Annotated in this window: 24 protein-coding genes and 4 pseudogenes; 7 read left to right on the plus strand and 21 right to left on the minus strand. The window is 57.9% G+C overall.

The window, feature by feature from the left end:
* The 3 genes from NKH97_RS30375 to NKH97_RS30385 all read left to right on the plus strand — a co-directional run.
* The coding region (locus NKH97_RS30375; RefSeq protein ID WP_352799494.1) for an IS3 family transposase at positions 1-713 on the plus strand (713 nt) is incomplete at its 5' end.
* 4 nt (positions 714-717) lie between these two features.
* Positions 718-1,029: a hypothetical protein gene (locus tag NKH97_RS30380; RefSeq protein ID WP_352799496.1), complete on the plus strand. Its 312-nt coding sequence runs from the start codon at positions 718-720 to the stop codon at positions 1,027-1,029.
* Positions 1,016-1,345 (plus strand): transposase, encoded by a 330-nt coding sequence (locus NKH97_RS30385; protein WP_502897106.1) that lies wholly within the window; start codon positions 1,016-1,018, stop codon positions 1,343-1,345. Before NKH97_RS30380 ends, NKH97_RS30385 begins: the two co-directional genes overlap by 14 nt.
* A gap of 261 nt (positions 1,346-1,606) precedes the next feature.
* On the opposite strand, the gene NKH97_RS30390 is transcribed toward NKH97_RS30385, so the two are convergent.
* From NKH97_RS30390 to NKH97_RS30440, 11 genes and pseudogenes are all read right to left on the minus strand, one after another.
* Positions 1,607-2,002, minus strand: coding sequence for an aspartate/glutamate racemase family protein (locus tag NKH97_RS30390; protein WP_352799498.1), 396 nt, complete (start codon positions 2,000-2,002; stop codon positions 1,607-1,609).
* 404 nt (positions 2,003-2,406) lie between these two features.
* Positions 2,407-2,781, minus strand: a pseudogene (locus NKH97_RS30395) (IS66 family transposase); the annotation flags it as partial.
* Complete coding sequence (locus NKH97_RS30400; protein ID WP_352799500.1) at positions 2,775-2,918, minus strand: transposase; 144 nt, start codon at positions 2,916-2,918, stop codon at positions 2,775-2,777. The pseudogene NKH97_RS30395 and the gene NKH97_RS30400, both read right to left, overlap by 7 nt.
* Positions 2,919-2,936: 18 nt before the next feature.
* Positions 2,937-4,415: an IS66 family transposase gene (gene tnpC / locus NKH97_RS30405; protein WP_502897109.1), complete on the minus strand. Its 1,479-nt coding sequence runs from the start codon at positions 4,413-4,415 to the stop codon at positions 2,937-2,939.
* Positions 4,416-4,523: 108 nt separating this feature from the next.
* Positions 4,524-4,850 (minus strand): IS66 family insertion sequence element accessory protein TnpB, encoded by a 327-nt coding sequence (gene tnpB / locus NKH97_RS30410; protein ID WP_502897110.1) that lies wholly within the window; start codon positions 4,848-4,850, stop codon positions 4,524-4,526.
* Between the two features lie 26 nt (positions 4,851-4,876).
* Entirely contained in the window at positions 4,877-5,323 is a 447-nt protein-coding gene (gene tnpA / locus NKH97_RS30415; protein ID WP_352691749.1) for an IS66-like element accessory protein TnpA, read from the minus strand.
* 328 nt (positions 5,324-5,651) lie between these two features.
* The gene (locus tag NKH97_RS30420; RefSeq protein ID WP_352799505.1) at positions 5,652-6,743 is read right to left on the minus strand and encodes an ABC transporter ATP-binding protein; all 1,092 of its coding nucleotides are present in this window, start codon (positions 6,741-6,743) and stop codon (positions 5,652-5,654) included.
* Positions 6,744-6,747: 4 nt separating this feature from the next.
* Complete coding sequence (locus NKH97_RS30425) at positions 6,748-7,575, minus strand: ABC transporter permease (protein ID WP_352799507.1); 828 nt, start codon at positions 7,573-7,575, stop codon at positions 6,748-6,750.
* Between the two features lie 2 nt (positions 7,576-7,577).
* Complete coding sequence (locus NKH97_RS30430; protein ID WP_352799509.1) at positions 7,578-8,426, minus strand: ABC transporter permease; 849 nt, start codon at positions 8,424-8,426, stop codon at positions 7,578-7,580.
* A gap of 47 nt (positions 8,427-8,473) precedes the next feature.
* On the minus strand, positions 8,474-9,562 hold the full coding sequence (locus NKH97_RS30435) for an ABC transporter substrate-binding protein (protein WP_352799511.1): 1,089 nt from the start codon (positions 9,560-9,562) through the stop codon (positions 8,474-8,476).
* A gap of 76 nt (positions 9,563-9,638) precedes the next feature.
* Entirely contained in the window at positions 9,639-10,346 is a 708-nt protein-coding gene (locus tag NKH97_RS30440) for an aspartate/glutamate racemase family protein (RefSeq protein WP_352799513.1), read from the minus strand.
* A gap of 324 nt (positions 10,347-10,670) precedes the next feature.
* Here NKH97_RS30440 and NKH97_RS30445 point away from each other — a divergent pair.
* A protein-coding gene (locus NKH97_RS30445; protein ID WP_502897107.1) for an IS630 family transposase occupies positions 10,671-11,616 on the plus strand; the annotation gives its coding sequence in 2 pieces (ribosomal slippage) (positions 10,671-11,011 and positions 11,010-11,616; 948 coding nt in all).
* Between the two features lie 1,006 nt (positions 11,617-12,622).
* Here the strand turns inward: NKH97_RS30445 and NKH97_RS30455 are convergent.
* The 4 genes from NKH97_RS30455 to NKH97_RS30470 all read right to left on the minus strand — a co-directional run bounded on the left by NKH97_RS30455 (position 12,623) and on the right by NKH97_RS30470 (position 18,919).
* Entirely contained in the window at positions 12,623-14,401 is a 1,779-nt protein-coding gene (locus NKH97_RS30455; RefSeq protein ID WP_352799556.1) for an ABC transporter permease subunit, read from the minus strand.
* 21 nt (positions 14,402-14,422) lie between these two features.
* Positions 14,423-15,514 (minus strand): ABC transporter ATP-binding protein, encoded by a 1,092-nt coding sequence (locus NKH97_RS30460; protein WP_352799558.1) that lies wholly within the window; start codon positions 15,512-15,514, stop codon positions 14,423-14,425.
* A 238-nt stretch (positions 15,515-15,752) separates the two neighbouring features.
* Positions 15,753-16,859: an ABC transporter substrate-binding protein gene (locus NKH97_RS30465; RefSeq protein ID WP_352799519.1), complete on the minus strand. Its 1,107-nt coding sequence runs from the start codon at positions 16,857-16,859 to the stop codon at positions 15,753-15,755.
* Positions 16,860-17,743: 884 nt separating this feature from the next.
* A complete protein-coding gene (locus tag NKH97_RS30470; RefSeq protein ID WP_352799521.1) occupies positions 17,744-18,919 on the minus strand; it encodes a M24 family metallopeptidase in 1,176 nt (391 codons plus the stop codon).
* Between the two features lie 307 nt (positions 18,920-19,226).
* On the opposite strand from NKH97_RS30470, the pseudogene NKH97_RS30475 reads away from it, so the two are divergent.
* Positions 19,227-19,598: pseudogene (locus NKH97_RS30475) on the plus strand (transposase family protein); the annotation flags it as partial.
* Between the two features lie 91 nt (positions 19,599-19,689).
* On the opposite strand, the gene NKH97_RS30480 reads toward NKH97_RS30475, so the two are convergent.
* The gene (locus NKH97_RS30480) at positions 19,690-20,583 is read right to left on the minus strand and encodes a TauD/TfdA dioxygenase family protein (RefSeq protein ID WP_352799523.1); all 894 of its coding nucleotides are present in this window, start codon (positions 20,581-20,583) and stop codon (positions 19,690-19,692) included.
* Between the two features lie 598 nt (positions 20,584-21,181).
* On the opposite strand from NKH97_RS30480, the gene NKH97_RS30485 reads away from it, so the two are divergent.
* Entirely contained in the window at positions 21,182-21,688 is a 507-nt protein-coding gene (locus NKH97_RS30485; protein ID WP_352799525.1) for a hypothetical protein, read from the plus strand.
* 70 nt (positions 21,689-21,758) lie between these two features.
* Here the strand turns inward: NKH97_RS30485 and NKH97_RS30490 are convergent, their stop codons facing one another.
* Together NKH97_RS30490 and NKH97_RS30495 are read right to left on the minus strand one after the other, a co-directional pair.
* Positions 21,759-21,899 carry a phosphotriesterase family protein gene (locus tag NKH97_RS30490; protein ID WP_352799527.1) on the minus strand — a complete coding sequence of 47 codons (141 nt, stop codon included), beginning with the start codon at positions 21,897-21,899 and terminating at the stop codon, positions 21,759-21,761.
* Positions 21,900-21,922: 23 nt separating this feature from the next.
* Positions 21,923-22,687: pseudogene (locus NKH97_RS30495) on the minus strand (ISAs1 family transposase); the annotation flags it as partial.
* Between the two features lie 3 nt (positions 22,688-22,690).
* Between NKH97_RS30495 and NKH97_RS30500 the strand changes: the two are divergent.
* Positions 22,691-23,044: pseudogene (locus tag NKH97_RS30500) on the plus strand (ATP-binding protein); the annotation flags it as partial.
* 303 nt (positions 23,045-23,347) lie between these two features.
* Here the strand turns inward: NKH97_RS30500 and NKH97_RS30505 are convergent.
* The 3 genes from NKH97_RS30505 to NKH97_RS30515 all read right to left on the minus strand — a co-directional run bounded on the left by NKH97_RS30505 (position 23,348) and on the right by NKH97_RS30515 (position 25,737).
* Positions 23,348-24,376, minus strand: coding sequence for an IS110 family RNA-guided transposase (locus NKH97_RS30505; RefSeq protein ID WP_352799528.1), 1,029 nt, complete (start codon positions 24,374-24,376; stop codon positions 23,348-23,350).
* Between the two features lie 82 nt (positions 24,377-24,458).
* On the minus strand, positions 24,459-25,421 hold the full coding sequence (locus NKH97_RS30510) for a hydantoinase/oxoprolinase family protein (protein WP_352799530.1): 963 nt from the start codon (positions 25,419-25,421) through the stop codon (positions 24,459-24,461).
* A complete protein-coding gene (locus tag NKH97_RS30515; RefSeq protein WP_352799532.1) occupies positions 25,339-25,737 on the minus strand; it encodes a hydantoinase/oxoprolinase N-terminal domain-containing protein in 399 nt (132 codons plus the stop codon). Before NKH97_RS30515 ends, NKH97_RS30510 begins: the two co-directional genes overlap by 83 nt.
* Between the last annotated feature and the right edge of the window lie 570 nt (positions 25,738-26,307).

The following is a 26,307-nucleotide window of genomic DNA, read 5'->3' on the forward strand; positions in this document are numbered from 1 at the left end:
GGATCGACCGTAGCTTCAAGAGCAGCGACCGCACCTATGGCGCCCGTCGCGTCTGGCACGACGTGCTGGCTGAGGGGCTGTCCTGCGGCCTGCATCGCATCGAGAGGCTTATGCGGGAGAACGGTCTGCGTGCCAGGCCTCGGCGCCGCGCACTGCCGAAGGATATGGGCGAGCGAGCGGTTGTGTCGGACAACCTCCTTGACCGCGCCCTCGAGGCCTCGGCGCCGAATCAGAAATGGGTCGCCGACTTCACCTATATCTGGACCGCCGAAGGATGGCTCTACGTTGCCGCCGTGGTCGACCTGTTCTCCCGGCGGGTCGTCGGCTGGGCGATGAAGGCCGAGATGACAGCACAGCTCGTCACCGACGCCCTCATCATGGCGGTCTGGCGCCGGGGCAAGCCCGACAGCCTGCTGCATCATTCCGACCAGGGATCGCAATACACGAGCGAGCAGTTCCAGCGCCTGATGGCCGATCACGGCATTACGTGTTCGATGAGCCGGTCGGGCAACGTATGGGACAATGCTGCGATGGAGAGCTTCTTCTCGTCGCTCAAGACCGAGCGGACAGCCCGCAAGGTCTACAGGACGAGGAATGACGCCAGAGCGGATGTGTTCGATTACATCGAATGCTTCTATAACCCCCGGCGGAAGCACTCGACGCTGGGCTATCTGAGCCCCGTGGAGTTCGAGGAACAAGCTATGTTAGCTTAACCTCGTGTCCGAAAAACCGGCAGCAGGCCAAGCGCTGCTGACCGCACGAAAGCTCATCCAGGGAAAGCTTCACGACATCGAGATGAGCATCCGGGGCATTCCGTGCGGCTTCGGCCTCAATGTAGGACCGACCACGCGGCGCACCTACGCGGCACGGATTGGCGAGCTGATTGAAGGTCATCCGACCTTGGAGGCGATCGCCGCGTCGCGGTTGAAGGTGCGCGACGCGCTTACGAACGAATTTGCAGGTTTTGAACGAAAAGATGCGCGCCATGGCCCATGGCCGGTTAGGACGACAATACATGTCGACTCATGACGACGCCCGGCCTAGGCGTCCGCATTTCGGATTGACGCCAAAGAAGTATCAATCGGGCGAAATCTACTATAGCGGTCGCATCTCGAAGATCGGCTATGTGGGCGTACGAACCGCGCTCTACGAGGCGGCCAACGTCATCTTGACCCGGCCGTCAAAAGGCTCGGATCTTAAGAGCTGGGCGGCGGCCGCCAGACGTGCAGGCCCCAGAAAGGCGCGTGTTGCGCTGGCCCGCAAGCTGGCGATGGTGTTGCACCACATGCTGAGGGATAACACCAACGTAATTCCCCACAGGGCGACGCCAGCCATGGTCGCCTGAGCAGGGAAGGACGCAACAAGACAGACTTTCAGACGGGCACTGACATCAGCCCTTTGGAGCAAGGTCCCTTCGCCGGGACGATGGATGGGCTAGGTCGCTACCGCTCAAGCAGCGCCCAGGTGACTGCGCTTTCCTAGATCGGCCAGCCGGTCCTCAGCAGACCCAGCAGCAGCGGCCCAGCGTCGACTGCGGACAGAAGCAAGCACTCGGCGAGGGATTAAGCTCATGAGGGATTGAATCGGGAAGGCCCGTTAGGAGCGGTTAGGCGACGGCTGCGAACGTCATCCGATAAAGCGTTGCGGTGTCATAGATGGGCAGGCCTGTCAAACGGCGGATTGCTGGTGTGACCATCGGGAACATTGTACATTCAAATAGCAGCGCGGCAATTCCAGGATGCGCAGCGCGGAGTTCCGCGACACACGCGGCGACGTCTTTCTCAATATCGGCGATGTCCGTCGATGCCGGCGGTCGCATGTTCTCATTCTGCACCAACTTGCTGCCGTCGATGCCGCCAATAACGATCCTCGCGCGCTCGGCAGGATCATCGACCCCAAGCATATCTTCACCCAAATGTCGCGCCTGGGCGGCCACGACAGCGAGCTTGGCAGCTGGCGGCAGTTGGCGAAGCAATGTCGGCGCCAGGAGCAGGCTGGACATCGCCACGGGTACATTCACCGACGCAGCCACCGCCGCTTGATGCCGGATAGTGTAGCCGCAGTCCCCGGTTATTGCGACGGCTCCGCGATCGACTAACCGCCGGGCAGCTGCAATGTAGGCCGGATCGAGAGCGGGATCGCCAGCGATGACCCTCTCCGTCCAAGCTCCTGCCGCCGTCTCCATGATTATTGGGAAGTCGAAGGTTGCCGGATTGAAAACAGAGCCTGGCTGCGGAGGCGGAGATTCACCGGGCGCGGGCCCGATGTCCAGTCCTATAATTCCGAGGGCTCTTTGCGGTTGGGTTGTCATAGAGGAACCTTTCTCAAATTGGACGCAAGGCCCTTGGTTTTCGACAGCCATGGATGCTTTAGTAAGTAGTTAGCCTTATCCGCGGGGCCTGCCAATTATCGACTATAGATGGATTCCATCTGCGTCCGAGATAGATAGTGCCCGACCGCTGCTGCGTCGCAATTGAAGGAAACGCGGATGCCTGGGCAAATGGACGCCCTCGGTTGGCAATGGATGCCGCGCAGGGCTCGTTCGGCTGCATTGTTAGATAGGCAAATCCGTCCATCGTCGAGGAACCGGGTGAAGGATGACCAGCGGCGCAGCATGTAGTTGAAGGCCATGGTCAGATCGTGTCCGCGCGAGAGCTTGTCGCGCGTCTCGATCATCCAGCGCTCGAGCTCGGTGACCAGCGGGCCGGCGACAGGCCGTTGATCTCGCGTTCGATTATCGAACAGGGCATCGATGCGCTTCACGGCTTCAACCGCTAGCGGATAGACCAGATTTCGTACTGACGCGCCACTGCCGCCACTGTGGCTCCGGGCGCGAATGCCGCGGCCAGTATCCGGCACTGATCCTCTTCACTCCAACGACGACGCTCAGGCCCGGTCAATAACGTCACATGGCTCATGCTGTGTAACCGCTGTTCTCAGGCCACGGCCTTGAGTGGCGCGTGGACGTAGGCCCAGGGCAGCAGGTCGTCGAGCTGGCTTTGCGGATGGCCGGCGACGATGCGGGCGATGACGTCGGCGAGGTAGGCATATGGGTCGACGCCGTTGAGCTTGCAGGTTTCGATCAACGAGGCGATGGTCGCCCAGTGCTCTCCACCGCCGTCGGAACCGGCGAAGAGCGCGTTTTTGCGATTGAGGGCGATCGGTCTGATCGCGCGTTCGACGACGTTGGAGTCGATCTCGACGCGGCCGTCGTCGAGGAAGCGACCAAGTCCAGCCCAGCGCGCGAGCGTGTAGCGGATCGCTTCGGCGAGTTTTGTCTTCTGGCTGACCAAGGCGAGCTTTTCGCGCAGCCACGGGTCGAGAGCGTCGATGATGGGTCGGCTCCTCTGCTGGCGAGCGGCGCGGCGCTCCTCAACTGGGCGACCCCGCAGTTCGCTCTCGATCTTGTAGAGTTCGGCGATGCGCTGGAGAGCCTCGGTTGCGATCGGCGCAGGTCCGGACTGCGCCAGTTCATAGAAGCGGCGACGGACATGCGCCCAACAGAAGGCCAGGCTCACGGCGTTGCGCTCGGCCAGCGCCCGGTATCCGGCGTAGCCGTCCACTTGCAGGATCCCGACGAAGCCCTGAAGGTGCCGCAGCGGCTGTTCAGCCTTGCGGTCGGGCGCATAGAGATAGGCGACGCCGGGTGGAGCGATCCCGCCCCAGGGGCGATCGTCGCGGGCGTAAGCGAACAGCTGGCCCGTCTTGGTGCGGCCGCGCCCGGGATCGAGCACCGGCGCCGTGGTCTCGTCGGCGAAGAGCTTGCCGGACGCCTTCAGCCGCTCGAACAGCCGCTCGTGGATCGGCCGGAGCAGGAAGGCTGCCTTGCCGACCCAGTCGGCGAGCGTCGATCGATCCAGGTTCACGCCTTGGCGGGCATAGATCTGCGCCTGGCGATACAACGGAAGGTGGTCAGCGTACTTGCCGACCAGAACATGGGCGACGGTCGCCTCGGTCGGGATGCCCCCCTCGACAAGCCGTGGCGGAGCCGCCGCTTGCACAACGACCTCCTCGCAGCTCCGGCAGGCATACTTCGGCCGGCGCGTGACGATCACGCGGAACTGGGCCGGCACGATGTCGAGGCGCTCGGAGCGATCCTCGCCCATGACGTGCAGCATTCCCTTGCAGCACGGGCAGACCTTGTCGGGGATGTCGATGACCTGCTCGATACGCGGCAGGTGCGCGGGCAGTGACCCACGGTTGGCGCGCCGCTTGCTGGCGCGAGCCTCGCGCTTGGTGGGATCGGCGGTGTCCTCCGCCGCGAAGCCCTCGGCTTCAACCTGCTCTGCCTCTTCCAGGCCCAGTAGCAGCTGGTCGACCGGCAGGCTCTCTGCCCTGCGGCCGAAGCGGTGACGCTGTAGCTCCTTGATGATCTGGCGCAGCCGCTCGTTCTCGGCGCGCTCTGCCGCGAGCATCGCCTGAAGCGCGATCGGATCGTTGGTCAGGGGCTCGGCCGGATTGCTCACGAAGCCGATTCAGTCATGCATTCCAATGCTTTGCCAGCGTCTTGGCCATCCGTTGAATCAACTTGCCGCGACCGGCGCGCGCGTCTCGCGGGCGTCATGCACACGCCGCCAATCCAACCCTTCCAGGAGCGCCTGCAGCTGTGCCGCCGTCAGCCTCACCACACCATCGGTGATCGCAGGCCAGCAGAACTTCCCGTCCTCCAGGCGCTTCGCCAGCAGGCACACGCCGGTGCCGTCGAAGTAGACGAGCTTGACCCGGTCGGCGCGCTTGGCCCTGAAGACGTAGATCGCGCCGGAGAACGGATCGGCGCCCATCGTGTCGCGCACCAGCGCCGCCAGTCCCTCCGCGCCCTTGCGGAAGTCTACCGGCTTGGTCGCCACCATGACGCGCACGGCGCCGGTCGGCCCGATCACGACCCGGCCTTCAGTGCGCGGATCACCGCCGCCACCGTCCTGGCGTCGGCGCCACGACCGACCCGCATGGCGACACCGTCAATCTCCAGCTCGATCACGCCGGCTTCCCGGGCGGCTTTCCGCTTCCGCGTCGATCTCGCGCGCTTCCCCGCCGGTTCGGGCTCCGGTGCGGCGACCACTGCTGGAACAAACAATGGCTCCGGTGCCCGCGCATTCGCCAACGGCACCCGCGCGGTCCGGCGCCAGGCGAACAGCTGCTGCGGGGACAAGGCATATCGCCGGGCCACCGCGCTCACGGTCTCGCCGGCATCGTAGCTTTCCGCCACGATCCGCGCCTTCTCCTCCGGCAACCATTCGCGCCGTCGGCCGGAGCCCGTGAACACCTCGAAACGCCGCGCGGGCTCGGGATCGTTGGATTTAAGCGTAAGCTCTGAAATCGTCATGTGTCGAAGCCCTCAAAGGCTCCGAGCATCGTCGCTCACGACCACGCGCGAAAGGTAGCGCCGGAACAGCGCTTACCATGCTGTCATGCTGTGCTGCTAACTACGCTCGGTAACGACGACCTTAAGAGCGCACCCTCGCTACCGTGCCATGCTCCCGCAAGGCGGCCTTCGCCGGAGGCGTACCCCTGTTGCTACTGGTGCCGGTCAGCAGGCGCCGATCCGGTAAGGATTGAACTGTCGCGCCGCGGGCGAGAAGAGCCCAGGCAATCCGGGCGGTCTGATTGGCGAGAGCCGCCGAGACCAGCAATTCGATAAACTTCGCCGATTCTCAGGTGTGGAACACCAGAACATCGGATGCTGAAAAGCAAAGCTGCACGGGCTGTCCCGGCACGACCGTGGGAATCTTCCCGACATCCTTTCGGATTACCAGCAACCGAATCTCACCCGGTAGGTCGACAACCACATGCACATCGGCCCCTAGAGGCGCCACGTCGACTACGACACCCTCTAAGACATTCTGGTCTGGTTCATCACTCACAACACCATTTGTGAGGTCGACAAGTTCAATATGTTCCGGTCTGATGCATAGATCAGCACCTCCGCGCTGGTCTGATTGAGCTGATCTCGTGCGAATCTCAATTCCATTGCTGGTCATATAGGAGCTAAGGTCTCCACTTGAACGACCACGTCTGGTTGCGCAGAACCAATTGGATCTGCCAACGAATTCCGCTACAAACTTATCTGCCGGCGCCTTGTAGATTTCCGTCGGAGAACCGCGCTGAATCACCTTTCCCGCATGCATGACAATGACTTCGTCACCGAGGCTAAGAGCCTCCTCCTGGTCGTGCGTGACGACAATGGTGGTCGCTCCTACTGATCTGAGGATTTCCTTAAGCTCGATACGCAACTCCAGGCGAAGCTTGGCATCAAGTGCGGATAGAGGCTCGTCCAGGAGGACGATTTGGGGGTCAGTTGCCAGCGCCCGGGCAAGCGCCACGCGCTGCTGCTGTCCACCGCTTAGCTGGCCAGGATATCTGGCCGCCATACCGACCATGCGTACAAGTGATAGCATCTGCTGGACTCGAGCAGGTATCATCGGCTTCGGTGTTCCGCGGTACCGCAGTCCATAGGCTACATTCTGCTCCACCGTCATGTGCGGGAAAAGCGCGTAATCCTGGAACAGAAGCCCAACATTGCGTTCGTAGGGCTTCAGATGGTCAACGTTTTCCCCCGCGATTGCCACAGTTCCGCTGTTCGGCGTTGTAAACCCAGCTATCATGCGTAGCGTTGTTGACTTCCCGCAACCACTCGGCCCCAAGAGAGAAAGAATCTTTCCTTTTTCTATTTCCAAGCAGACGCCATCAACGGCTACAAATTCGCCGTATTTCTTAGTGACGTTTTTCAGTTCAAGAACATTCATTGAGTCAAGCCTTATAGATGCCGTGGCCGATTACCCGGTCGAGACCGAATACGCGATCGAGCACGATCAAAATGACGACAGTTAGCCCCATCAGAAAGACGGCGGCCGCGGCGAGAGTGAGATCGAAGTTCGACCGCATAAGACTCACGAGAGCAACGGGAAGCGGATACGTATTGAAATCGCTCAAGAATAGGCTGATTGTCAAATCATCCATGGAGAATGCGAAGGCAAAGATCGCACCAGCGGCAATACTATTCTTAGCGAGCGGCAAGGTTATTGTGAAGAAAGCTTGGCGTTCATGGGCGCCAAGGCTCAATGCAGCTTCACGCAGCGTGGCACTTATGCCAGTCAACCCAACCAGTGTCATTCTGATCGTAAAGGGAATTGTGATGATAAGGTGCCCAGCGAGCATTTTAAGAAATGTCGGCAGCACGTTCACTGCCGAAAATGCCAGCAGCAATGCAAACCCAATGATAACTCCCGGCAGCACTAGAGGCGACAGGAAGGCCGTCGTGACAGAATCCCGCCATTGCGCAGACATTCGACTGATTGCCAGCGCGGCCAAGGCCCCAATCGTAGTCGCGGCGACGGTTGCCGCGGTCGCCAGCAACAGGCTCGTCTGGAGTCCGGACCAGAGATAGCCATTCTGGGCGAACTTGGTGAACCACTGCGTCGACAGACTCGGCGGAGGAAATTGACCAAGATAGTTACGAGAGTCAAATGACATGACCACGGTCATCAACACTGGGAGCAGCAAGAACACTGCCGTCAGCGCAATTACTGCCTTTAGGAGTACCCCAAGACCCGCGTCTGCGTTTCGCTTGCTGAGCATTCTCATGTCCTATCAAAGAACGTTGCAATTCTAGAGATAATAAAAATCATTAGAAGCGATAGGATCATCATGATAATCGATATTGCCGCCCCACTGGGATAGTTCGATACTTCACTGAAGCGACTGTAGATAATGTTTGAAATAAACTGCACCCTTCCTCTCCCGAGGATCCAAGGGATGGCGAAAGCGCTTACGCCAAATGTCATTGAAACCAAAAATGCGGACACGATTCCCTTAATGCACAACGGGATAGTTACTGAAAGATGTGACTCTAGTGCCGACGCGCCAAGAGACTGCGCCGCCTCAGGCAAGCGAGGATTGAGATTCAGAATCGCGCCTATCATGATCAAGATAGATATTGGTATAGCATAGTGGAGCAATCCGACGATGATGATGATGTTAATATATGCACTGCCGTTCATGTTGACGCCAAAAAAGGACATGAACGGGGCGAGTATCCCGACAGAACCAAACGTCAATTCGATCGCATAGATCCGAACCAATGCGCTTAAGAACATTAGCCCGATGAGAGCTGATATCCAGATCTTCCGCACACTCGCAGATGCATTCTGCGCAATATAATAAGCGACCGGAAACGCTATGATGATAGCGATCACGGACGCGAAGAACGCCAACACATAGGTTTGGCCAAAGTACCTCGCATAGACCGGGCTGAAGAAGTCCGTATAATTCTTATTGGTAAGCGGGGCCCCCGCCACGGCCCCGATACGGCCTGGCGTGAATGTGCGAAAGCTCTCCGCAATGACTGTCAATAGCGGCAGCACAAGTAAGAGGAGAAATACTGCTGCCGCCGGAAGCAGCAGCAGTAACTGGGATTTAGATTGTCTCATTTGGACCCCTGGCCGGCGCGCTTACGCAGAGATTCTTCCGGCTTCCGCTAGAGTAGAGGTTGGATTTCTTGCTCCCAGCGCTTCATCCACGCATCGGACTGTTCGGAAACATATGACCAGTCGGGAACGTAGGCATACTTATTCATTTCCTCGTTGTTGAATACGAACGGTTTTGCCTCGTCAGGGACGGCCGCCTTTATATTTGCAGGTATAGCGCCAATATGCCGATTGTATAGCTCGTTAATTTCGGGACTAATAAGGAAATTAACGAACTTGAACGCGGCATCTGTGTTCCCGCCTTTCAGTACGCACCAACCTTCCTGCAAGTAGAACGTTCGGAACCCTGTTGTTGTTGGGTCCATCCTGTTAAGCAATCGCATTTTAAAGTTACGACGTTTCAGCTCTGTGAAGGTCCCGTTACTATTCAATGTTATGCTAGTTTCTCCCGAGCTAAGGGAGTTCGAGACGTCAATATCTGCGTTTGCGACTCTACCAATATTGCCGCTTCGAGCCAACTCTTTCATAAAGTCCCATGCCGGCTCCATGTTTTTCTCGTCGCCGCCTTTGTAGAGCGCCAACGAGACCATCTGGACGTTCTGATTCAGTGTGGGGATAGGAAAGCAGATCTTGCCCTTAAGGCGGGGGTCTAAAAGGTCGTCAAGCTTAGCTATTTCGAATGGAGTGGTATCTTCCCGATACATCCAGGAAAGGCCTGTAATCGTACGAGGGATATTTACGATGTTTCCACGTTCGTCCTTGACGAGCAACTTTTCTGGAATATCGACAAGATTCGGAACCTTTTCCAAGGTAACCGGCTCCGCCCAGCCCTCACGGGCGACTGTTTGCCACGATACATCCCATCCGGTGAGGACATCTATGCCGGGGTTTGGCCACATGGCCTTGATCTTCGGCAGAATAGCCGCGGAACCACCTGTATGCAGTATCCAATTGACATTGATTTCCGGAAGTTTGGCGGCCATTGCCTTCATTTCGTCGATGTAGTCTCCGCCCCATTCAACCACAGTGATCGTCTCGGCAGCACGCGCCCCGGCTATCCGCGCGAGCGAGAGACCAACACCAGCAGCCCCAACCGAAGCTGCACTCTTTAGAAGATGTCGGCGTGATATCGTGAACATGATCGTTCTCCCATTGTGAGTTTCACGGCAAGTTAGGCGCTAGGCTCGACCGCGTATTTTTGACGCGCTCAGTCCCTCAGGCGACGGACGCCAAGGTCATTCGGCAGAGGGTCGTAATGTCGTAGACAGGCAGGCCTGTCATTCGCCGAACCGCCGGCGCCGTCAACGGCATTGCCGTGCACTCGAATAGAAAGGCCTTGATATCTGGATGTGAACCGCGGATACGCTCGGCGCACGCCAAGACATCTTTTTCTATAGCCGCCATATCTGTCGGCGGCGGTGGTCGCATATTCTCATTTCGCACGAGTGCGCTATCTTCAATCCCTCCGATGACCACCCTGGCCCGTGCAAACGGATCGGTGATCCCGAGCATATCTTCGCTCAAGTGCTTCGGCTGGGCGACCAGAACGGCGAGCTTAGCGGCGGCGGGCAATTGGCCGAGTAGCGCCGGCAGAAGCAGCAGGCTCGAAGACACCACGGGGACATTCACGGCCGCCGCCACGGCAGATTGGTGTCGGATAAAGTAGCCACAGTTGGCGCTAATTGCCACCGCGCCGCGCTCTACTAGACGCTTCGCTGCTGACACGCAGGCTGACTCCAGCTCGGGCGCGCCAGGGACAACGCGGTCCACCCATGCACCCACAACGGTTTCCGAAATGACGGGAAAATCGTAAGTAGCTGAACTCATCAAGGAGCCGCGTGGTGGCGCCGCCGGCATGGCGCCCGCCGCGTCCCCGCGTTCCAGATTGAGAATTCCTAGAGAGCGCTGGGGTAGCGGTGCCATTCAACACTCCGTTAGTATGTTGTATCTTCCAAAAGATTATCCCGACGGCACGCGGATCCGGGGAAAGCCAGCGGATCGAGCCTTTAGGTTGCCTGCATCGCTCCAACTAAGTGATCGCAGTGGACAGCAGGCGGCCGCAAGTGTCCAATTCAGTTTGTAGATTGGAGTGTTCTGGCGACGAGATGACGGCATCCAGGGCGGCGATGACAGTATCCTTCAGCGGGCATCTCCTAGAGCATAATCTGACCTGATGGAATCGCGAGGGATTCCCATCGGGGAGAATATCTGATTCATCATGTCGGCTGGGTATGGAGGCCAGCAGGCATGGTTAGAGCCATATCGGAGGATTTGCGTTCGCGAGTGATCGCAGCGGTTGAGAGTGGCCTGTCGCGGCGGGCTGCGGCGGATCGTTTCGGTGTTGCCGCGGCAAGCGCGGTCCGCTGGGTCCGCGAATGGCGAGAGAGCGGCGCGACGCGGGCAAAGCCCCAAGGCGGAGACAAGCGCTCCCAGCGGATCGAAGCCTACCGGGATACGATCCTAGCGGTGATCGAAGGTCAGGACGACATCACACTGGTCGAGTTGGCTGAATTTCTCAGGGCGGAGCATGCGGTCGTGTTCGCGCCGGGCACGATCTGGCGCTTTCTCGACCGTCACTCGATGACCTTCAAAAAAAACAGCGCACGCCAGCGAGCAGGATCGGCCCGACGTGCTCGCGCAGCGACGCGCCTGGTTCAAGGCCCAGCCTGATCTCGATCCCGAACGGTTGGTCTTTATCGACGAGACCGGCGCATCGACGAAGATGGCTCGCCTGCGTGGACGGGCAAAGCGGGGCATGCGGTGCCGATCTCCGATCCCGCACGGGCACTGGAAAACGACTACTTTTACAGGCGCATTGCGCCTGACGGGCATGACTGCGCCGATGGTCCTCGACGGACCGATGACGGGTGAATGGTTCGCCGCTTATGCCGAGCATGTATTGGCGCCTACGCTTCGAGTTGGTGACATCGTCATCCTCGACAACCTGCCCGCTCACAAAGTCGCCGCCGCCCGCCAAGCGATCGAAGCGGCCGGCGCGCGAATGCTCTTCCTACCGCCTTACAGCCCCGACTTTAACCCGATCGAGAATGCCTTCTCCAAGCTGAAGTCGATCCTCAGGAAAGCCGCCGCACGCAACATCCCCGAGCTTTGGGACGCAATCCGCGACGCCTTGCCACGCTTCACCGCCGAGGAGTGCTCAATTACGAGCCTGAGTGATCAGATTCTGCTCTAGCAGGTCCCTCTGATTGGGGTCGTTGAGGTCACCCAGATATTGTTCCGGATCATTTCGCCCCGTCGGTCACCCATTCCGATAGAATACTGGACGCGATTCCGAGGCGAAGCCGGACGGCTAAGAGCGCCTCTCGGTCCTTTTTCGCTATCTGTCGACGACCTCGTTTTCCGTCAAGGGCTTGCGTCTAGGACCGAGGGGACCTTTTGTTTGCGCACGCTTTCGCTGTAAGATTCGATGCAACAAGGGGTTATGACATACCAGTGAGCCATCGGGAATTTAACTTGTGACGATGGTGGAACGCTTTTCGAGATCGGATGGCGAACACGATAGATTTCGATTACGCGCGAATACGATGGAAGCGGTGGACAGCGAACCCATCGGATGTAAGACGCCTTCCCTGCGTCACTTCATCCATCACCGAGCAGCGGTTCGACGATGCCCGGTGAAGGCGATTTCAACTGGTGGGAGAAAGTTGTTTCTAGTGTTTGGCCGGGCTTTTCCCGACCGATCGTTGGCTACTCGGCTTTACCACTTGAATGCCTCTGAAATGCTGACCGTCTTCGTCATCTGGTCGACATCAGCAATGGGGTGTGAGATGATCGACAGTGCACAGTCCAAGGTCGGCCAAAACTGTGTAGATCGAGGATATTGTCCACCATAGGCAAAAATAGACGCGAAATCGCACCTGCGATCCGTTCGCTCACCGAGCCATTCGATCGACCCGGAAACACTCGGTTGAGAATCGTTCCGTCAATTGGCGTGTTGCCGGTTCCAAACGCGACGGGAACGTCACGCGTGGCAATGTGCCATCGCGCCTCTCGATCCCGCTCCTTCGAACGGCCCGGCAGATCTCAGTTGGGGTCGGCTCCGCCGGCTACCCCGCAGAAAGATGTGTGGGAGGAGGCGCCACGGCGCCATGCGAGAGTGAACTTGGCGCAGCCGGATTCACTTGTGATATTCCTAGCAAACGAGGCAACCCAACTGCGACGTCGCCGTTAGCCTTAGTTCAAGTAGCAAGTTCGGGGAGCGAGCGGTGATCTCGCGGCCGGGACCGCCACCAGGTTAGATAGAGGACAATAAGCCAAAGCACGGGCACAAGCATTAGTAGGGACGACACAGCGGCGGTCGTGGGATCGATCTGGTTGCGTATGTTCTCCCACATTTTGAGAGGGAGGGTACGGATCGAATATCCGCTAACTAAAGATGTTATTACGAGTTCGTCAAAGGAGTGGAGGAACGCAAACACGGCCCCGCCGATAACTCCCGGCCGAATCAACGGGAGCGTCACTCTCATAAAAGTCTGCAGCGGGCTCGCCCGCATGCTTTTGGCTGCCTGCTCCAACGTTCGATCAAAATTCGCCAGCGTCGCCGATACGATCACGACGACAATGCCAATGGCACCGAGGCTTTGGGCAAGGACGATCCCAGTTGTCGAGCCTATAAGTCCGAGATTTACCAGCCCAAGATAGGTCGCGATGCCGACGACGATGACTGGAATAGTGACGGGAGTCAAAATCGCCATTGTCAGTAAGCCTCGCAGCCGCGGATGGGTGCGGTTGAGGCCATAGGCCGCGAGCGTCCCGACGATAGTTGAAAGGATAGCCACCGCTACTCCGATCTGGATGCTGGTCCAAGCAGCACCATTCCAGGACGGATCGCTGAAGAAGGATCGGTACCATTGCAGCGAAAGCCCTGAAGGTGGGAATTCCAGAAAAGCTCCGGCACTGAACGACATTATAATGACGATGAGGCCAGGTGAAAGAAGGTAGACCATTACGAGCAATACGAACAGCGCGCCGACGATGTTCGACAAGCGGCTGTTATCTCCTGCCTGGTAGAGTCGGGTCGTCCATAGCTTCGCCCGACAGGGACTGAGAAACTCACTAAAATAGCGCTTCAGCATGCCGAATACGGGTAGCCGCACAACCCAAGACTTCCGCGCTGATGTCGGCGCGCGCCCCTGTGCACCAGCGAGGTCGAGCCCTAGCATGGAAAGCACGGCAACGGCGATGGCAAGAAGGATGAAGGCTGAGGTGGCGATTCGTGAGATGTCGAAGGAGCTTGTGACTTGCCCCGCGATAAAGGTAGACAGCATGGCATCACGCAACCCGCCGAGGGCAGCTGGCGTTATGTAGAACCCCAGACAGAATACGAAGACCAGCAGTGAGCCACTGCGAACGCCTGGCAGGCTGAGTGGGAAGAAAACCCGCCAAAAAGCTGTGAGCGGACGCGCCCCCATACTGCGGGCCGCCGCCATCAGCGATCTGTCGATGCCCATCATGGCGCTAACCAGAGGCAGAATCATCAGCGGCAGCATGATGTGCACCATGCCAATATAGACGGCCATGGTGTTGTAGATGAGCTGCAGCGGGCTGCGGATCACCCCGAGTTGGAGCAACACATTGTTGATCACGCCGCGATCGCCGAGAATGACAATCCATGCATATGTACGAGCCAACCCGCTGGTGAGATAGGGAATGATGACGAGCGCAACGAGGGTTATGCGCACGCTCCTCGAGGCGGTTACGATCAGATAGGCTGTGGGATAGCCGACGATGAGGCAGATGACGGTGGCCACGACGCTCACTTCGATGGTCTGGAAGAGCACGCGGACGTTCGCCGGCTGGCCAAAAAAGTTATAATAGTTGGTTGCCGAAAAGGCCGGCGCATTGATGCTGGTCAAGAACAGAAGGATGATCGGTATTCCGAATACTACGAGCAGGATGGCGAAGGCCGGTACGGTTAGCCCAATTGGCATTTGGCCCAATTTTTGAAAGGTCTTCATCACGTCTACCCTCCTGGTGCGTTAAATCGCGACAAAGCGAATGTCGGACCGCAGCCAGTTAAGGCATACTCCGTCGCCGGGTCGAAAGATCGGCTGCCCTGCGGCGACGTGTTCACGCACGATAAAAACGCTGCTGCCGACGCGCACATGGTATTTCCGCAATGGCCCGGCATAAATCATGTCGTCGACGGTGCCAGTAACGGACTGGCGTAGGTCTGCATCGCCGCGCTTCCGCGCATCAGTAGCGACAATGTAGATACGTTCGGGCCGGATCATAGCCACGGTGCCGGACGGCTGCTCTGCATCGGATTCAATCTTGAAGTTGTGATTCTCGAAGATGTTGGCCTCACCCAAGAATTTTGCCACGAAACGTGTTGCCGGCCGGTCGTAGAGGGCCTCCGGACTGTCGGTCTGCTCGATCCGGCCCGCGCGCATGACGACGATGCGGTCCGACAGGGTGAGCGCTTCCTCCTGGTCGTGCGTAACGCAGACCGTGGTGATGCCGAACTCTTTGTGTAGGCTCTTCATCTCAATCTGCATCTGCTCGCGGAGGTTACGATCGAGGGCGCCGAGCGGTTCGTCGAGCAACAGGAAGGGCGGATCTGCGATCAGCGCGCGGGCAAGCGCCACGCGCTGCTGCTGGCCGCCGCTTAATTGCGACGGCATACGGCCGCCAAGATCACTGAGGTGCACGCGCTCCAGCATGCGGCGGACCCGTGTTGTCCTTTCAGCAGTGTTTATGCCACGCATTTCAAGCGGGAACTCCAGGTTCCCTGTCACCGTGAGATGCGGAAACAGCGCATAGCTCTGGAAAACGATGCCTTGGTCCCGCCGATAGGAGGGCACTGCGGCGACGGAGCGGCCAGCGATCAAGATATCACCGGCAGTCGGGGCCTCGAAGCCGGCGAGCAGCATCAAGGTTGTAGTTTTGCCCGAACCGCTCGGACCGAGAATGGTTAGGAACTCCCCACGACTAACTGTCAGTGACAAATCTCTGACCGCGGTGACCTTCCCATATGTCTTCGTGACGCTGCGGAATTCAATCTGCGGCGGAACGCGGCTTTCCTCCAACGCGGCACCCTCTGACAGTGTGACGGGGGCAGTTGCATGCATGTTCACTGTTGCTCCTCCAGCATGATCCGACCGCTGACGGACCCCTGCTATTTAATCATAGCTGCCGCCGCCCAACTCGACGTGGAACACAGGGCTAGAAGTTTTCGGCCGCCTTTATGCGCAATCCCCAAGTTTGCCAAAAAACGGGGGTAGATTGGTTGGATCCATTCATCTCGCGGTCGGCAAGCCGAGCGACGTGACCGTTCGCCCGGCCAGAATAACTCCAGGGAATCCAGGTCTATTGAAGAACCCATTCGTTCCAGCGCTGAATTAGCCGTTCGGTGTTCGTCAGGCCACCCGGCCCGATATCGTTATACCACTGTCCATTTATGGAAATGCTGCTCTTCATGTAGTCAGGATGGGTAGGAAGTTTGCGGGCGACCTTATCCGAGATCATCTTAAAGGCGTTGCGGTTGGTTGGACCTTCGGGGAAGAGCTGCGAGAATGCCGCTTGGCGATCAGCGCGAGTAACGAATTCAATGAACTTCTGCGCATTTTGCACGTTGGGACCCCCCTTGGGAATCACCCAATAGTCCCATTGTAGCATTGCCTGATTCCGATTGATCTCGACGGGTGCACCCTGATCGATCAGAAGAAGCGCCCGCCCGTCATATGACTGCGCGACATCAACTGCCTTATCATGCAACATTTGCTGGATCTCTGAGCCCGTGCTCCACCACTTGCGGATATGCGGCTTGATCCTGTCCAGACTGGTGAAGATGCGATCGATGTCCATCGGGTAAAGTTGATCGGCGGGTACGCCATCAGCAAGCAGAGCCTGCTCCCAAGGCCCTTCCGTTCCGTACTGCCCTGACACCATCGTTCGGATGCCGGGAAACTTTTCGACGTCCCAGAAATCGGCCCAGGTCGCGGGCCTCGGCTTGCTAGCAGGAAACGCTTCAGTATTGTAAACCATGTTGTACGAATAGATGAGCGAGGCGATGCCGAACGGTTGCTTAGCGAATTCAACGATGCCGTCTAGCTCTTCCTTCTTGTAAATCGAATAATCGATCTTCTCGATGAGGCCTTTTCCATCTAAGGTAAGGGCAGAACCTTGCGATACATAGCCAGCATCAAGCGTAACGTTGTTCGATTTCACCATCAACTCAATCTGGCCCATGTTTGCATCGTCGGTGATCGGAGTCACCTTAATACCTGTCTCAGCTTCGAATGGTAAGACATAGGCCTCGATGGTGGCTTTACCCACAGCACCACCCCCAACGGTCACCCTTAACTCACCCGATGATTGCGCCGAAGCCGGCCGAACGACGGAGGACAGTGCGCCGACTGCGATAGCCGACGAGGTCGCTTGCATGAAACTTCTGCGATTTATCCAAAAGCTCATTTTAGTTCCCCTTTTTAGTGGTCAACGCTGACCACGTGTACGTTCCCAAATTTTGTGTGCTTTGCGGCCTGAAGCACGTTTGTAAGCGATGATCGTTGGCACGTAGGTTTTCGTCAAATGCAGTTTAGATATAGCGTCATCTAGAAGCGAGATGGTCCCGACAACTGAGATGAGCTCATGTGAATCTGGCCTCGTTCTTTTGGTGGCGTTCAGGGCTGAGGTCAGCCGATGCGACAGCTCCCATCAGGCCCTATCAACCGGGGAGATCGGAGACAAAACCGTGCTGAGGGCGCAAGGAGATCTGTGAGGCGTAGACGCGGCCGAGCCGCGGCCGACGATGCGCTTCGTCTCAATATCGAAAGGCGCGGCACGGAGTTTCACATGATAGGGGCGCCGACCTCTTTTTCGCTGGCGGCAACGTCGGTAGGGTCCCGCGCCAATTCGTGTCGCAGCAACTTGCTGCCCCGATGCCGCTAATAACCGCGCTCACCCGATCGGCCGGATCGTCCACTCCGAGCAGATCTTTTGCAGTTGTTGGTTCGCTATCAGCACTTCTTGCGAGCACGCCTCGTTCAACTAATCATCTCACGCGGCTGCTATGCAGCTGACGCCAGAGCCCCCGGGACAACGGTATCCGCCAAGGTCCCTCTACGGTTTGCGCGATGCTCAGGGAAACTCAGGTAGCCGGAATAAAGCCCTGATCCAGGCTCCGGCGTGGGCGAAATAGCTTCAGGCAGGAGCTCAGAAGGCTCAGGTTCCAAGAAAACGTGAGCTACGTTTGTTTGTACAAGATCCTTCAAGCCATGCTCGAAAAACATTCCCGGAGACAGCACTGCGGCCACCCATTCAATCCATTCGTCGCCCTGGTTCGACCTGCTTAGGCATCATGCGCGATAGAGTGTGGGTGGTGTTTGGCTCAGTAGTTCTGCACCATGCTCCGTCACTAGGACGTGAGCGCCAGCCCCGAATAAGTAGCCGTTTTCGCTGCGCAATATATTCGGCATGTGCAAGGTCATGCCGGACTGCAGGATATCCTCCGCGCCCGGCTCCAAGCTCAGGTCACCGCGTTCAGTCCAATTAATGCCAGTCTGGTATCCGGTTCGTTGGCGAAAGACTCCCTTTCTGCCAGATCGCTTCAGAACCTCACGGCCGGCAGCGTCGACTGCCGCCGCGGAGATGCCCGGCTTAACTGCGGCAACGAGGGCCTCAATGACCTCCTCGGCCAAGGCGTGTAGAGACTCAGCCTCAGGATGTCGGCCAAGCACAGCGCACCGGACCATCCCTACGGTGTATCCGTGTTTTGATGCGCCGATTTCCAGAAAAGCCGGCTCGTTATTACTAATTGGATGCTGAGATGGGAGGGCATGCGGCAACTTCGTCCTTTCCCCGAACAAAATGGTAGTGCCAGAAAGCCCAACTTCCCCGCCAGCGTTGCTGGCCTCTGCACTGATGGCCGCCGCTATCGTCGCTGCCATCTCCAGTTCGGTAAGACCTTCCCGTAGCGAGCCTTGGAAGGTTCGCACTGCCAGGTCAGTCATGCGCATTGCGTCGCGCATGCACTCGAGTTCTAGCTCGCCCTTCACCGCTGCCAGCGAAGAAACTAGCCGAGTCGCATCAGCGATCTTTAAGTCGGGAAGCTGCGCCTGAAGCGCATTGACATCTGACAGCGCGAGGTTCCAGCAGCCAAGCTCAAAACCGATCGTCTTGCTTTGCAAGCCATACCGACGAAGGACGTCGGCACACACTTTCCCAAAGTCTTGCTGGTGGGTATAAGTAACCACTTCATCAACGCAACTATACGAACGAACCGCTTGCTCGTCGTACTCTCGGACAACAAATATTGGAGACCGACCGGGCACCATGATCAAAGGAAACGGTGCGAAGTATCCACCACTGCCATCATATCCGCTAAGATACCGAAGATGGCCATGGGCAGTCACTACAAGTGCGTCTAGCCCCGCGCTCGCTACTGCCGCCAGCACATTGAGCTGCCTGCGCTCGTACTCGGATCTCGGGAACGGGACACCCGTCAGAGGAATAGCTGAGGACATCGTTGCCATATCTCACCTCAATGGCTTGCCATGTTGTGGTTCGGTTACGCGACAGTACGCATCGGGCTGATGTTCGAAGCTGTCGCTTAACGTCAAGCTTTGGTTCAGACGACATTGAACCGTCCTAGCGGTTTGCGTCAAATGCAGTTTCTCTATAGTAGTCATCTGGCGGCGAGATGCAGCTAAGTGTGAGCTTCGCGGAGGGTGACCATTCGGACTGAAGAGAAGACTTGAGTTGCGAGGCTCAGCATCCATCGGAGGGTCCGAATGAACAGGCCACAAGAACGCCCGTCTCACGCCACTGCGTCGAGAGGAGATGGCGGCTATGGTGATAGAAGGCGCTTTTTCCGAAGCCCATGCGGCGCGCGTTCTACCGCGTAGCGGCCAAGATCGTGGCGCGCTGCGTCGAGCGCCACGGCCAAAGGCCGGGCCGGCATGGCCGACCGTTCCTCGCGATACGCCACAGGCCACTGCTGCGTCGTTGACGAGCGCGTCGTGGCGCTGCGGCGTTCGCCCATGAGGTCGGCGTCTCGCCTACCACCGTCAGCCGGGTTCTCAAGCGGTGCTGGCTGTCGCGGCTGAGCGATATCAAGCCGGCCGAACCGGTCCACCGGTACGAGCGCGAGCATCCCGGCGAGATGATCCATATCGAATCAAAAAGCTCGGCCGCTTCAGTCAAATCGGCCATACGACGCCTCCGGCCTCGCCTTCCACGGATCCTGCCCGACAAGAAACAGGAGAAGCCATCGCCTTCCTCGTCTGACACTAGGGGGTCGGTTCTAAGTTTCGTTAGGTGTCAGTTTCTCATTTCGCCCGACGAACTTGAAACGCGCAACGCTGTACCGGCCGTCGACACTGACAGGCACCTCGCCCTCAATGGTCGCGCGACGAACGACGCGGCGTTGGTCGCCGCAATCGTTGGTTGCACAATGCATCGTTGCTCGATTGTCCCAGATCGCGATATCACCCTGCTTCCACTTCCAGCGCACCGTGTTTTCCTGCGCGGTGACATGAGACTCAAAGAGATCGAGTAGCCTTTGGCCGTCATATTTGGATATGCCAACGAAACGCGTTACATAAACGCCGAGCACAAGCGTGCGCTCCCCGGTCTCGGGGTGGACGCGTACGACTGGATGCTCTGTCTCGATCATCGGTCCAGTATGGGGCTCGGTAGAGGACCTGAGATAAGATCCGGGGAAGCTGTGAACAGCCCAGAGTTCGTTGGCAAGCCGTTGCAGCGGCAACGGTAAGTCGAGATATGCGGCCGCGGTGTTTGACCAGACGGTGTCGCCGCCGACTGGCGGGATCACAACCCCTCGCAGCACCGAAATCTTGGGATAGGCATCCATGCAGGACCAATCGATATGCCAAACGTAAGCCCCGATATCGCCACGTGCGGAATCAATGTCGAAAATGGGCGTCGTTCCCTCCGGATACAGCGAGGGCTTCCCGAAACGAAGAGCAAAGCGCTCCTGCTCAGCGTCGTCGAGATGACCCTGGTCGCGGAAGAAGATGACCTTGTGCTCAAGCACCAGGCCGTTTATCGCAGCGATGGCTTGCTCCGGCAAATCGGCCGACAGCTTTATGTTCCTGATTTCAGCCCCGATGCGCGCTGTGCATTTAACAACATCGGTACCTGGAATAAAATTGTCGATCAAGTCCATTTCACTCATAGTGGCATTCTCCTTTTCGATGCAAAGCTATCTAACCGTGAAACAAAGCAGTGGCATTGTAACCGATCGATCCAACGCACGATTATGCCATCGCTTATCGGAATATTTTGAGCGTCTTATAGAATTCACCTGGGAACGGACTACGATCCAACGTTCTTAATCAGTGACACATCTTCCGATGTTGTACTTCAAATCTCCGCCTGCCCTAATGCGCCGCGGGAATCGATGATCGGGCTAATTTTTCTCGGAAGAAGCGCGCCAACCCGGCGCTTTGCAACTACTTCCAAATTCTGTGGTGTATATCCTTCAATCGGGCATCACGGCCAGAGGCTGTCGCGGGCTCGAACTCGATCGTATGGCTTGCATACTGTTGTCTCCTGTTCGCTGGGGGTAGTGTTACCGTGTCTCCAGTTGCACCGCATCCTACCACTCCTAGTGGGTTGATCTCACCCGGGACGAGATCGGCGCGACGTCTCGGCTGATGTCATGGCGCTGAAAAGGTGCTGTCACATTGATTGAGCGGTAAGGAAATTGAGGTAGCAGCGCGCCTGGGAAGCTCATCATCTCCTACCTCGTCAACCTCGTTCCGCGTTTCAAGATGTTCACCCCCGACGGCCAGGAATGGACGCGCCGAGCGCTGGACACCGTGCCCGCCGAGGGGACTGTTCACCACCGGTCTCTCGATGCGGAACATCGCGAGACCAATGGAGAGGTCCTCATTTCGGCTCAGGACCCGATCACGCCGAAGGTTCTCCTATTCGACCTCAATGCCGCGGCGCCTCTCGGCGCTCCAGTAATCCTGAAGGGCAACCCGGAGAATTTCGACCCATCCGGGCTGGTGGTCACGCGCCACGAGGCAGTCTCGACCGATGGTGAGATGATCCCCTATACGCAGGTAGGTCCGGCGAACGGGAACGGGGGTGCCCCGGTTCACCTCACCGCCTACGGCGGGACGATGGTTGCGGCGACCTCGGTCAAACGGCTGACAGCAGTTCATCTGCATATCGTCGGAAACGCGGAGGCGCCGGACCCGAACATCATCATGAGACATTCAACCTCGGAAAGGACCATGACCCCGGCGGTGGCAATGCGTGATCCGAATTGAAACTACCCGCAATGACACTTGCCTCACCCCCCCTGACCCTCGCCTCCAGCTTTGACAGCGAACATGAGAGCTATTTCAGCGACCTTTTCGGCAGAAACTCACCGGAAAAGAAGCGTCGCGGGTTGTCCTCCAGCATAGATTCAATGTCCGACTGGCAGACACCTCGGGCGTGCAGCATCGGAATAAAGTCGGTAAACAAGTATGTGTGCACCTGATAGAGTCAGGGGAATCGCTTCAGGTTAACGTTGATTTTTGACGGATGAGATTTTCGAGATAGTGGCCGTTGAGATTGGCGAGTTTTCGTCGGACCTTGAGGCTGTGCTTGTCCTTGGGGTTTCGGACGATGTTCATGGCCATGTGTTTGACGATGGCCATGTTTTGCGGTCCGTGCGCTGTTCTGAGACGCGCGAGATCGTCGTGGAAGACGACATCGAGTACCCAGTGGAGGCGGTTCTCGATGCCCCAATGGGCTCGCACGGCATGGGCGAAGGTTTTGGCGTCGAGCTTGGCGGAGGACAGATAGTAGCGCCGCTCCTGCTCGGTCTTGCCGTTGCGTTCGACGCGGGTTTCGACCATGCCGATCATGGCAAGCCGGGGGAAGCGCGGTTCGCCGGGATAGCGGCGGTCGGAGAACAGCCAGTCAACCGTATGGCAGACGGTGTGGCGACGGCCTTCAAGGCGGCCATGGTCGTTGTCGATGGTCTCGACGGGTGTTTGCAGCATGTTTTGCGGCGGCTCTGCGAAGAAGCGCTCGATATCGGCGAAGGTGGCAGGCCAATTGGCCTTGAGCGCGAGCAGATAGTCGCCGCCCTTGGCGACAATGGCTTCGGCGATTGCCGCCTGCGTTCCCATGGCGTCAATAGTGACCAGCGCGCCGGTCAACTCAAGGCGCTCGAGCAGCAACGGGATAGCAGTGATTTCATTTGATTTTATGTCTGTCGCCTGCTGGCCGAGCACGAGCCTCTGACGGGTTGCCCAAGCCGAGACCAGATGCAGCGGCTCAGATCGGGCCAGATCGCCAATCGCCTCGTGCATTCCGATCTCGTCATCCTGGACGAGCTTGGCTATCTGCCGTTCAGTGCATCAGGTGGAGCATTGCTCTTCCATCTGCTGAGCAAACTCTACGAACGCACAAGCGTCATCATCACCACAAACCTCAGCTTCAGCGAGTGGGCCAGTGTCTTCGGCGATGCAAAGATGACAACCGCGCTTCTCGACCGGCTGACCCATCATTGCCACATCCTGGAAACCGGAAACGACAGCTTCCGATTCAAGAACAGCTCTGCCCACGAGCCTAAAAAAGCGAAGGAGAAAGCCAGAACCTTGACCCTCAACCCCGAACCGAAACATACATAAAAGGCGGGTCAAATCTCGGTGGAAATGCCGGGTCATGTATGGATGCCCCCGTTCATGCAAGGTTTTCTTCGAACGATTTGAACGTGTGATCGGGTGCGGTCATGTATCAGGCCTATCGTTGCGGCTCGAATACGACCGCTGGCCGGTATGGAGCTACGCGGACCTGGTGCAAATCAGTTCTACGAGCTCGTGGCTCACTGACCCGGATGCATTCCCAGACCCACTCTCACCGATCTTTGTCCTTACCGTTCGCTGACCTCCCTCACACGCCGACGATCCGTTCTCGCTGCAGCCCAGCGTTTGCTACGCCACAGCCAGCCCGGATTCCTTGTAGCTTTCGTTCTTCGTCATCATTGCCCAGATCGACCGAGCCATTTTGTTGGCCAGCGCGATCGCAACGAGCATGCGTGGCTTGCGCGCCAATATACGCGCCAGCCATGAGTTCTCGGGAGGGGTTTTGCGGCATGCCCATCGGATCACGGTCATCGCGCCGATGATCAGCAACCGCCGGATATCCCGCTGGCCCATCTTCGAGGTTCGCCCGAGCACTTGTTTTCCGCCACTCGAATGCTGCTTGGGCACCAACCCGAGCCAAGCCGCAAAGTCTCGCGCTTTCCGGAACGTGGTCATGGTCGGCGCAAAAGCTTCGATCGCCATGGCGGTGATCGGCCCCATTCCAGGCATGGACACCAGTCGGGCCGAGGTCTCCGAGCGCTTTGCTTCCGATCTGAGCGTCTTCTCCAAGCTGGCAATACGAGAGGAGAGCATCTCGATCTGCTCAAGATAAAGCCGAGCGGTTTCCACGACGATGAGTTCGAGGCCGAGGTTGTCTTCCTCGACGATCTCCGACAGCAAGGCCAGGTTCGCAATTCCCTGTGGCGCAATAACGCCATGTTCAGCCAGGTGAGCGCGAAGGGCGTTGATAAGCTGCGTTCTCTGGCGGACAAACAGATCGCGCGTCCGGAAGAGCATAGAGCAGGCTTGCTGGTTCTCTGTCTTGGGAACCACGAACCGCATCGACGGGCGGAGGGCCGCCTCGACAATGGCCTCGGCGTCAGCCGCATCATTTTTCTGTCGTTTGACGAAGGGCTTCACGTAAGCGGGTGGGAGCAGGCGAACTTCATGACCGAGCTTGCCAATCTCACGCGCCCAGTAGTGCGCTGTCGCGCATGCTTCCATCGCAACAATGCACTTCGACAGCTCGGTAAAAAAGGCGAGGACCTGCCCGCGTGACAGTTTCCGACGCAAAACTACCGCGCCGTCGCTTCCAGCGGCATGCACCTGAAACACCCGCTTTGCCAGATCCAAGCCAACAATGCTAATTTCCCTCATGGATGCTCTCTCCTCTAAGTGACGTTCTAGCGAACATCACTCTGGCACATTGCGATGCCGTCGGGAGGGGGCATCCACTCCATCAGTTCTCAGTGAAAATCAACAACTCCGAGATAGAAAGTTGAATCGAATAGTTCCCACCCTCATCGACCAGCAACACGTCCGCCGCTCCGATGAGAATGGTCGTCGTCAGTTCTTCAATGACGGCAGGTCCTATTATCGTTGACCCCGGATGTAGCTTTGAGGGAGAGAATACACGCGCATCGACGAAGCCTGTGCGAGGACCGATCCAAACGCTGCGGGTGTTGCTGGCTTGCGGGCTCTCAGCGCTTGCTTCGGCGGCTTCCAGCGCGATCACGGGAAACCGGCCCTTGCCGATAAGGTGAAAGGCGACGATCTGTACTTGGTTGCGTTCCTGCACGTAACCGTAGATGCTTGAGAATTCTTCCTCAAACCGATGCCGCAGCGTTTGCACCGTGTCCGTACGACCAAAGAACGGCACGCGCACGGTCCACTGCTGCCCCTGGTATCGCAACTCCAGAAAACAATCGAGGACGATTGCCTCATTGGAGAAGCTTGCAAGCAATCGGGCGCGCTGTTCGCCCTCCCGCTCGGCAACCTGCTCGGAAATTCGCGCAAGAGTGTTATCCGAGAGCTCGACCATGCAGGATTGGATGAGGTCGTGACGAATATTGGAATTGCACATTCCAAACGCGCAGAAGACGCCGGCAAGCCGAGGCACAAAGACCGACCGGCATCCTAGTAGCCGTGCGACTGCCACACCGTGGAGCGCTCCGGCGCCTCCGCAAGCAACAAGTGTCAGGGCTTGAGGGTTGACGCCGCGCTCGCTAGAGGTCCGCTCCATTGCGTGCAGCATGTTCTGTTCGGCGAGGCGGATGATGCCGATCGCTGCCCCCTCCACCGTCAGACCCAGCGGGTGCGCCACGTGCTCCGAGATCGCTTTATACGCGAGTTCCGGGTGGATGTTGACCGATCCGTCTGCGTAGGCCGCCGGGCCGCAGCCGCCCCAACACCACATGGGCATCGGTGACGGTGGGCCTCGTTTCCCCCAAGCCCGTAACAGGCGGGGCCGGGGCGATCGTAAGTCCCTGGGTCTCCGCCAGCGCAGAAACCCCGGCAAGTACGCCCACGGAAGGATCGTCTGGCGTAGATGCGGTCTTGTGAATGCGAATACCCGAACGGGATCCGACGGCAACAACATCGGTGAAGGTGCCGCCGACATCAATCCCCACTTGCCAAGTTTCTTTCGCCACTTCGTTTCCTCCTATGTATTTTGTTCGAGCAATGGTAACAGGCGAGCTCTGCTCGTCTCCGTCTAGTTCCAGACGTCTCTTCGACATCCTATTTTTTCATCAAATTAGGATGCAGGCAGAGGATTGACCGAATCTGGAATCACAGAAAAAATAAGCCGTTTGATATCGTTATGATCTCATCGACAATCGCGGTGAACCGCTCAAGCGCGACATACCCCTGCCCCGAATACTTCAGCTGCGGGGCTGGTACTCTGATCTCGGGAAAGGCACACCGGTCAGTGGAATCGCCGAGGTCGCCATATCTCGCCTCAATAATTTGCTATGTTGATGGGTTCGGCTGCGACATAACGCATTCGACTGAAGGGCGAAGTTGTCGCTTAGTTCAGTCAGACAATCGACCGTCGCGGCGGTTTGCGTCAAATGCAGTTTTTATATCGTCCTCATCTGGCGGCGAGATGCCGCGAAGGCACTGACGACTACTTGGTAGCGAAAGGAGCTTCAAAGTAGCCGCTCGGTGCAATAACCTGGCCAATACCCTCACATTCGTCGCAACCGGAGGCTAGCTCCTCACGGTTCTGTTCCCGGGCAATGGCCAGTGAGACTAGCTACTGCATTTAGCGCGACTTTTTGTATGGCTGCTGCGTCAGCTAATGAAGT

The organism is Mesorhizobium sp. M0870, from assembly GCF_040319775.1.
GTDB lineage: Bacteria > Pseudomonadota > Alphaproteobacteria > Rhizobiales > Rhizobiaceae > Mesorhizobium.

What these genes read in the sequence shown, in the direction of transcription:
- NKH97_RS30385 (WP_502897106.1), top strand. Translation starts at nt 1,016, where the DNA reads ATGTCGACTCATGACGACGCCCGGCCTAGGCGTCCGCATTTCGGATTG.
- NKH97_RS30390 (WP_352799498.1), bottom strand. Translation starts at nt 2,002, where the DNA reads ATGTCCAGCCTGCTCCTGGCGCCGACATTGCTTCGCCAACTGCCGCCA.
- NKH97_RS30400 (WP_352799500.1), bottom strand. Translation starts at nt 2,918, where the DNA reads ATGAGCCATGTGACGTTATTGACCGGGCCTGAGCGTCGTCGTTGGAGT.
- tnpC (WP_502897109.1), bottom strand. Translation starts at nt 4,415, where the DNA reads ATGCTCGCGGCAGAGCGCGCCGAGAACGAGCGGCTGCGCCAGATCATC.
- tnpB (WP_502897110.1), bottom strand. Translation starts at nt 4,850, where the DNA reads ATGGTGGCGACCAAGCCGGTAGACTTCCGCAAGGGCGCGGAGGGACTG.
- tnpA (WP_352691749.1), bottom strand. Translation starts at nt 5,323, where the DNA reads ATGACGATTTCAGAGCTTACGCTTAAATCCAACGATCCCGAGCCCGCG.
- NKH97_RS30420 (WP_352799505.1), bottom strand. Translation starts at nt 6,743, where the DNA reads ATGAATGTTCTTGAACTGAAAAACGTCACTAAGAAATACGGCGAATTT.
- NKH97_RS30425 (WP_352799507.1), bottom strand. Translation starts at nt 7,575, where the DNA reads ATGCTCAGCAAGCGAAACGCAGACGCGGGTCTTGGGGTACTCCTAAAG.
- NKH97_RS30430 (WP_352799509.1), bottom strand. Translation starts at nt 8,426, where the DNA reads ATGAGACAATCTAAATCCCAGTTACTGCTGCTGCTTCCGGCGGCAGCA.
- NKH97_RS30435 (WP_352799511.1), bottom strand. Translation starts at nt 9,562, where the DNA reads ATGTTCACGATATCACGCCGACATCTTCTAAAGAGTGCAGCTTCGGTT.
- NKH97_RS30440 (WP_352799513.1), bottom strand. Translation starts at nt 10,346, where the DNA reads ATGGCACCGCTACCCCAGCGCTCTCTAGGAATTCTCAATCTGGAACGC.
- NKH97_RS30455 (WP_352799556.1), bottom strand. Translation starts at nt 14,401, where the DNA reads ATGAAGACCTTTCAAAAATTGGGCCAAATGCCAATTGGGCTAACCGTA.
- NKH97_RS30460 (WP_352799558.1), bottom strand. Translation starts at nt 15,514, where the DNA reads ATGCATGCAACTGCCCCCGTCACACTGTCAGAGGGTGCCGCGTTGGAG.
- NKH97_RS30465 (WP_352799519.1), bottom strand. Translation starts at nt 16,859, where the DNA reads ATGAGCTTTTGGATAAATCGCAGAAGTTTCATGCAAGCGACCTCGTCG.
- NKH97_RS30470 (WP_352799521.1), bottom strand. Translation starts at nt 18,919, where the DNA reads ATGGCAACGATGTCCTCAGCTATTCCTCTGACGGGTGTCCCGTTCCCG.
- NKH97_RS30480 (WP_352799523.1), bottom strand. Translation starts at nt 20,583, where the DNA reads ATGAGTGAAATGGACTTGATCGACAATTTTATTCCAGGTACCGATGTT.
- NKH97_RS30485 (WP_352799525.1), top strand. Translation starts at nt 21,182, where the DNA reads ATGTTCACCCCCGACGGCCAGGAATGGACGCGCCGAGCGCTGGACACC.
- NKH97_RS30505 (WP_352799528.1), bottom strand. Translation starts at nt 24,376, where the DNA reads ATGAGGGAAATTAGCATTGTTGGCTTGGATCTGGCAAAGCGGGTGTTT.
- NKH97_RS30510 (WP_352799530.1), bottom strand. Translation starts at nt 25,421, where the DNA reads ATGCCCATGTGGTGTTGGGGCGGCTGCGGCCCGGCGGCCTACGCAGAC.
- NKH97_RS30515 (WP_352799532.1), bottom strand. Translation starts at nt 25,737, where the DNA reads ATGTCGAAGAGACGTCTGGAACTAGACGGAGACGAGCAGAGCTCGCCT.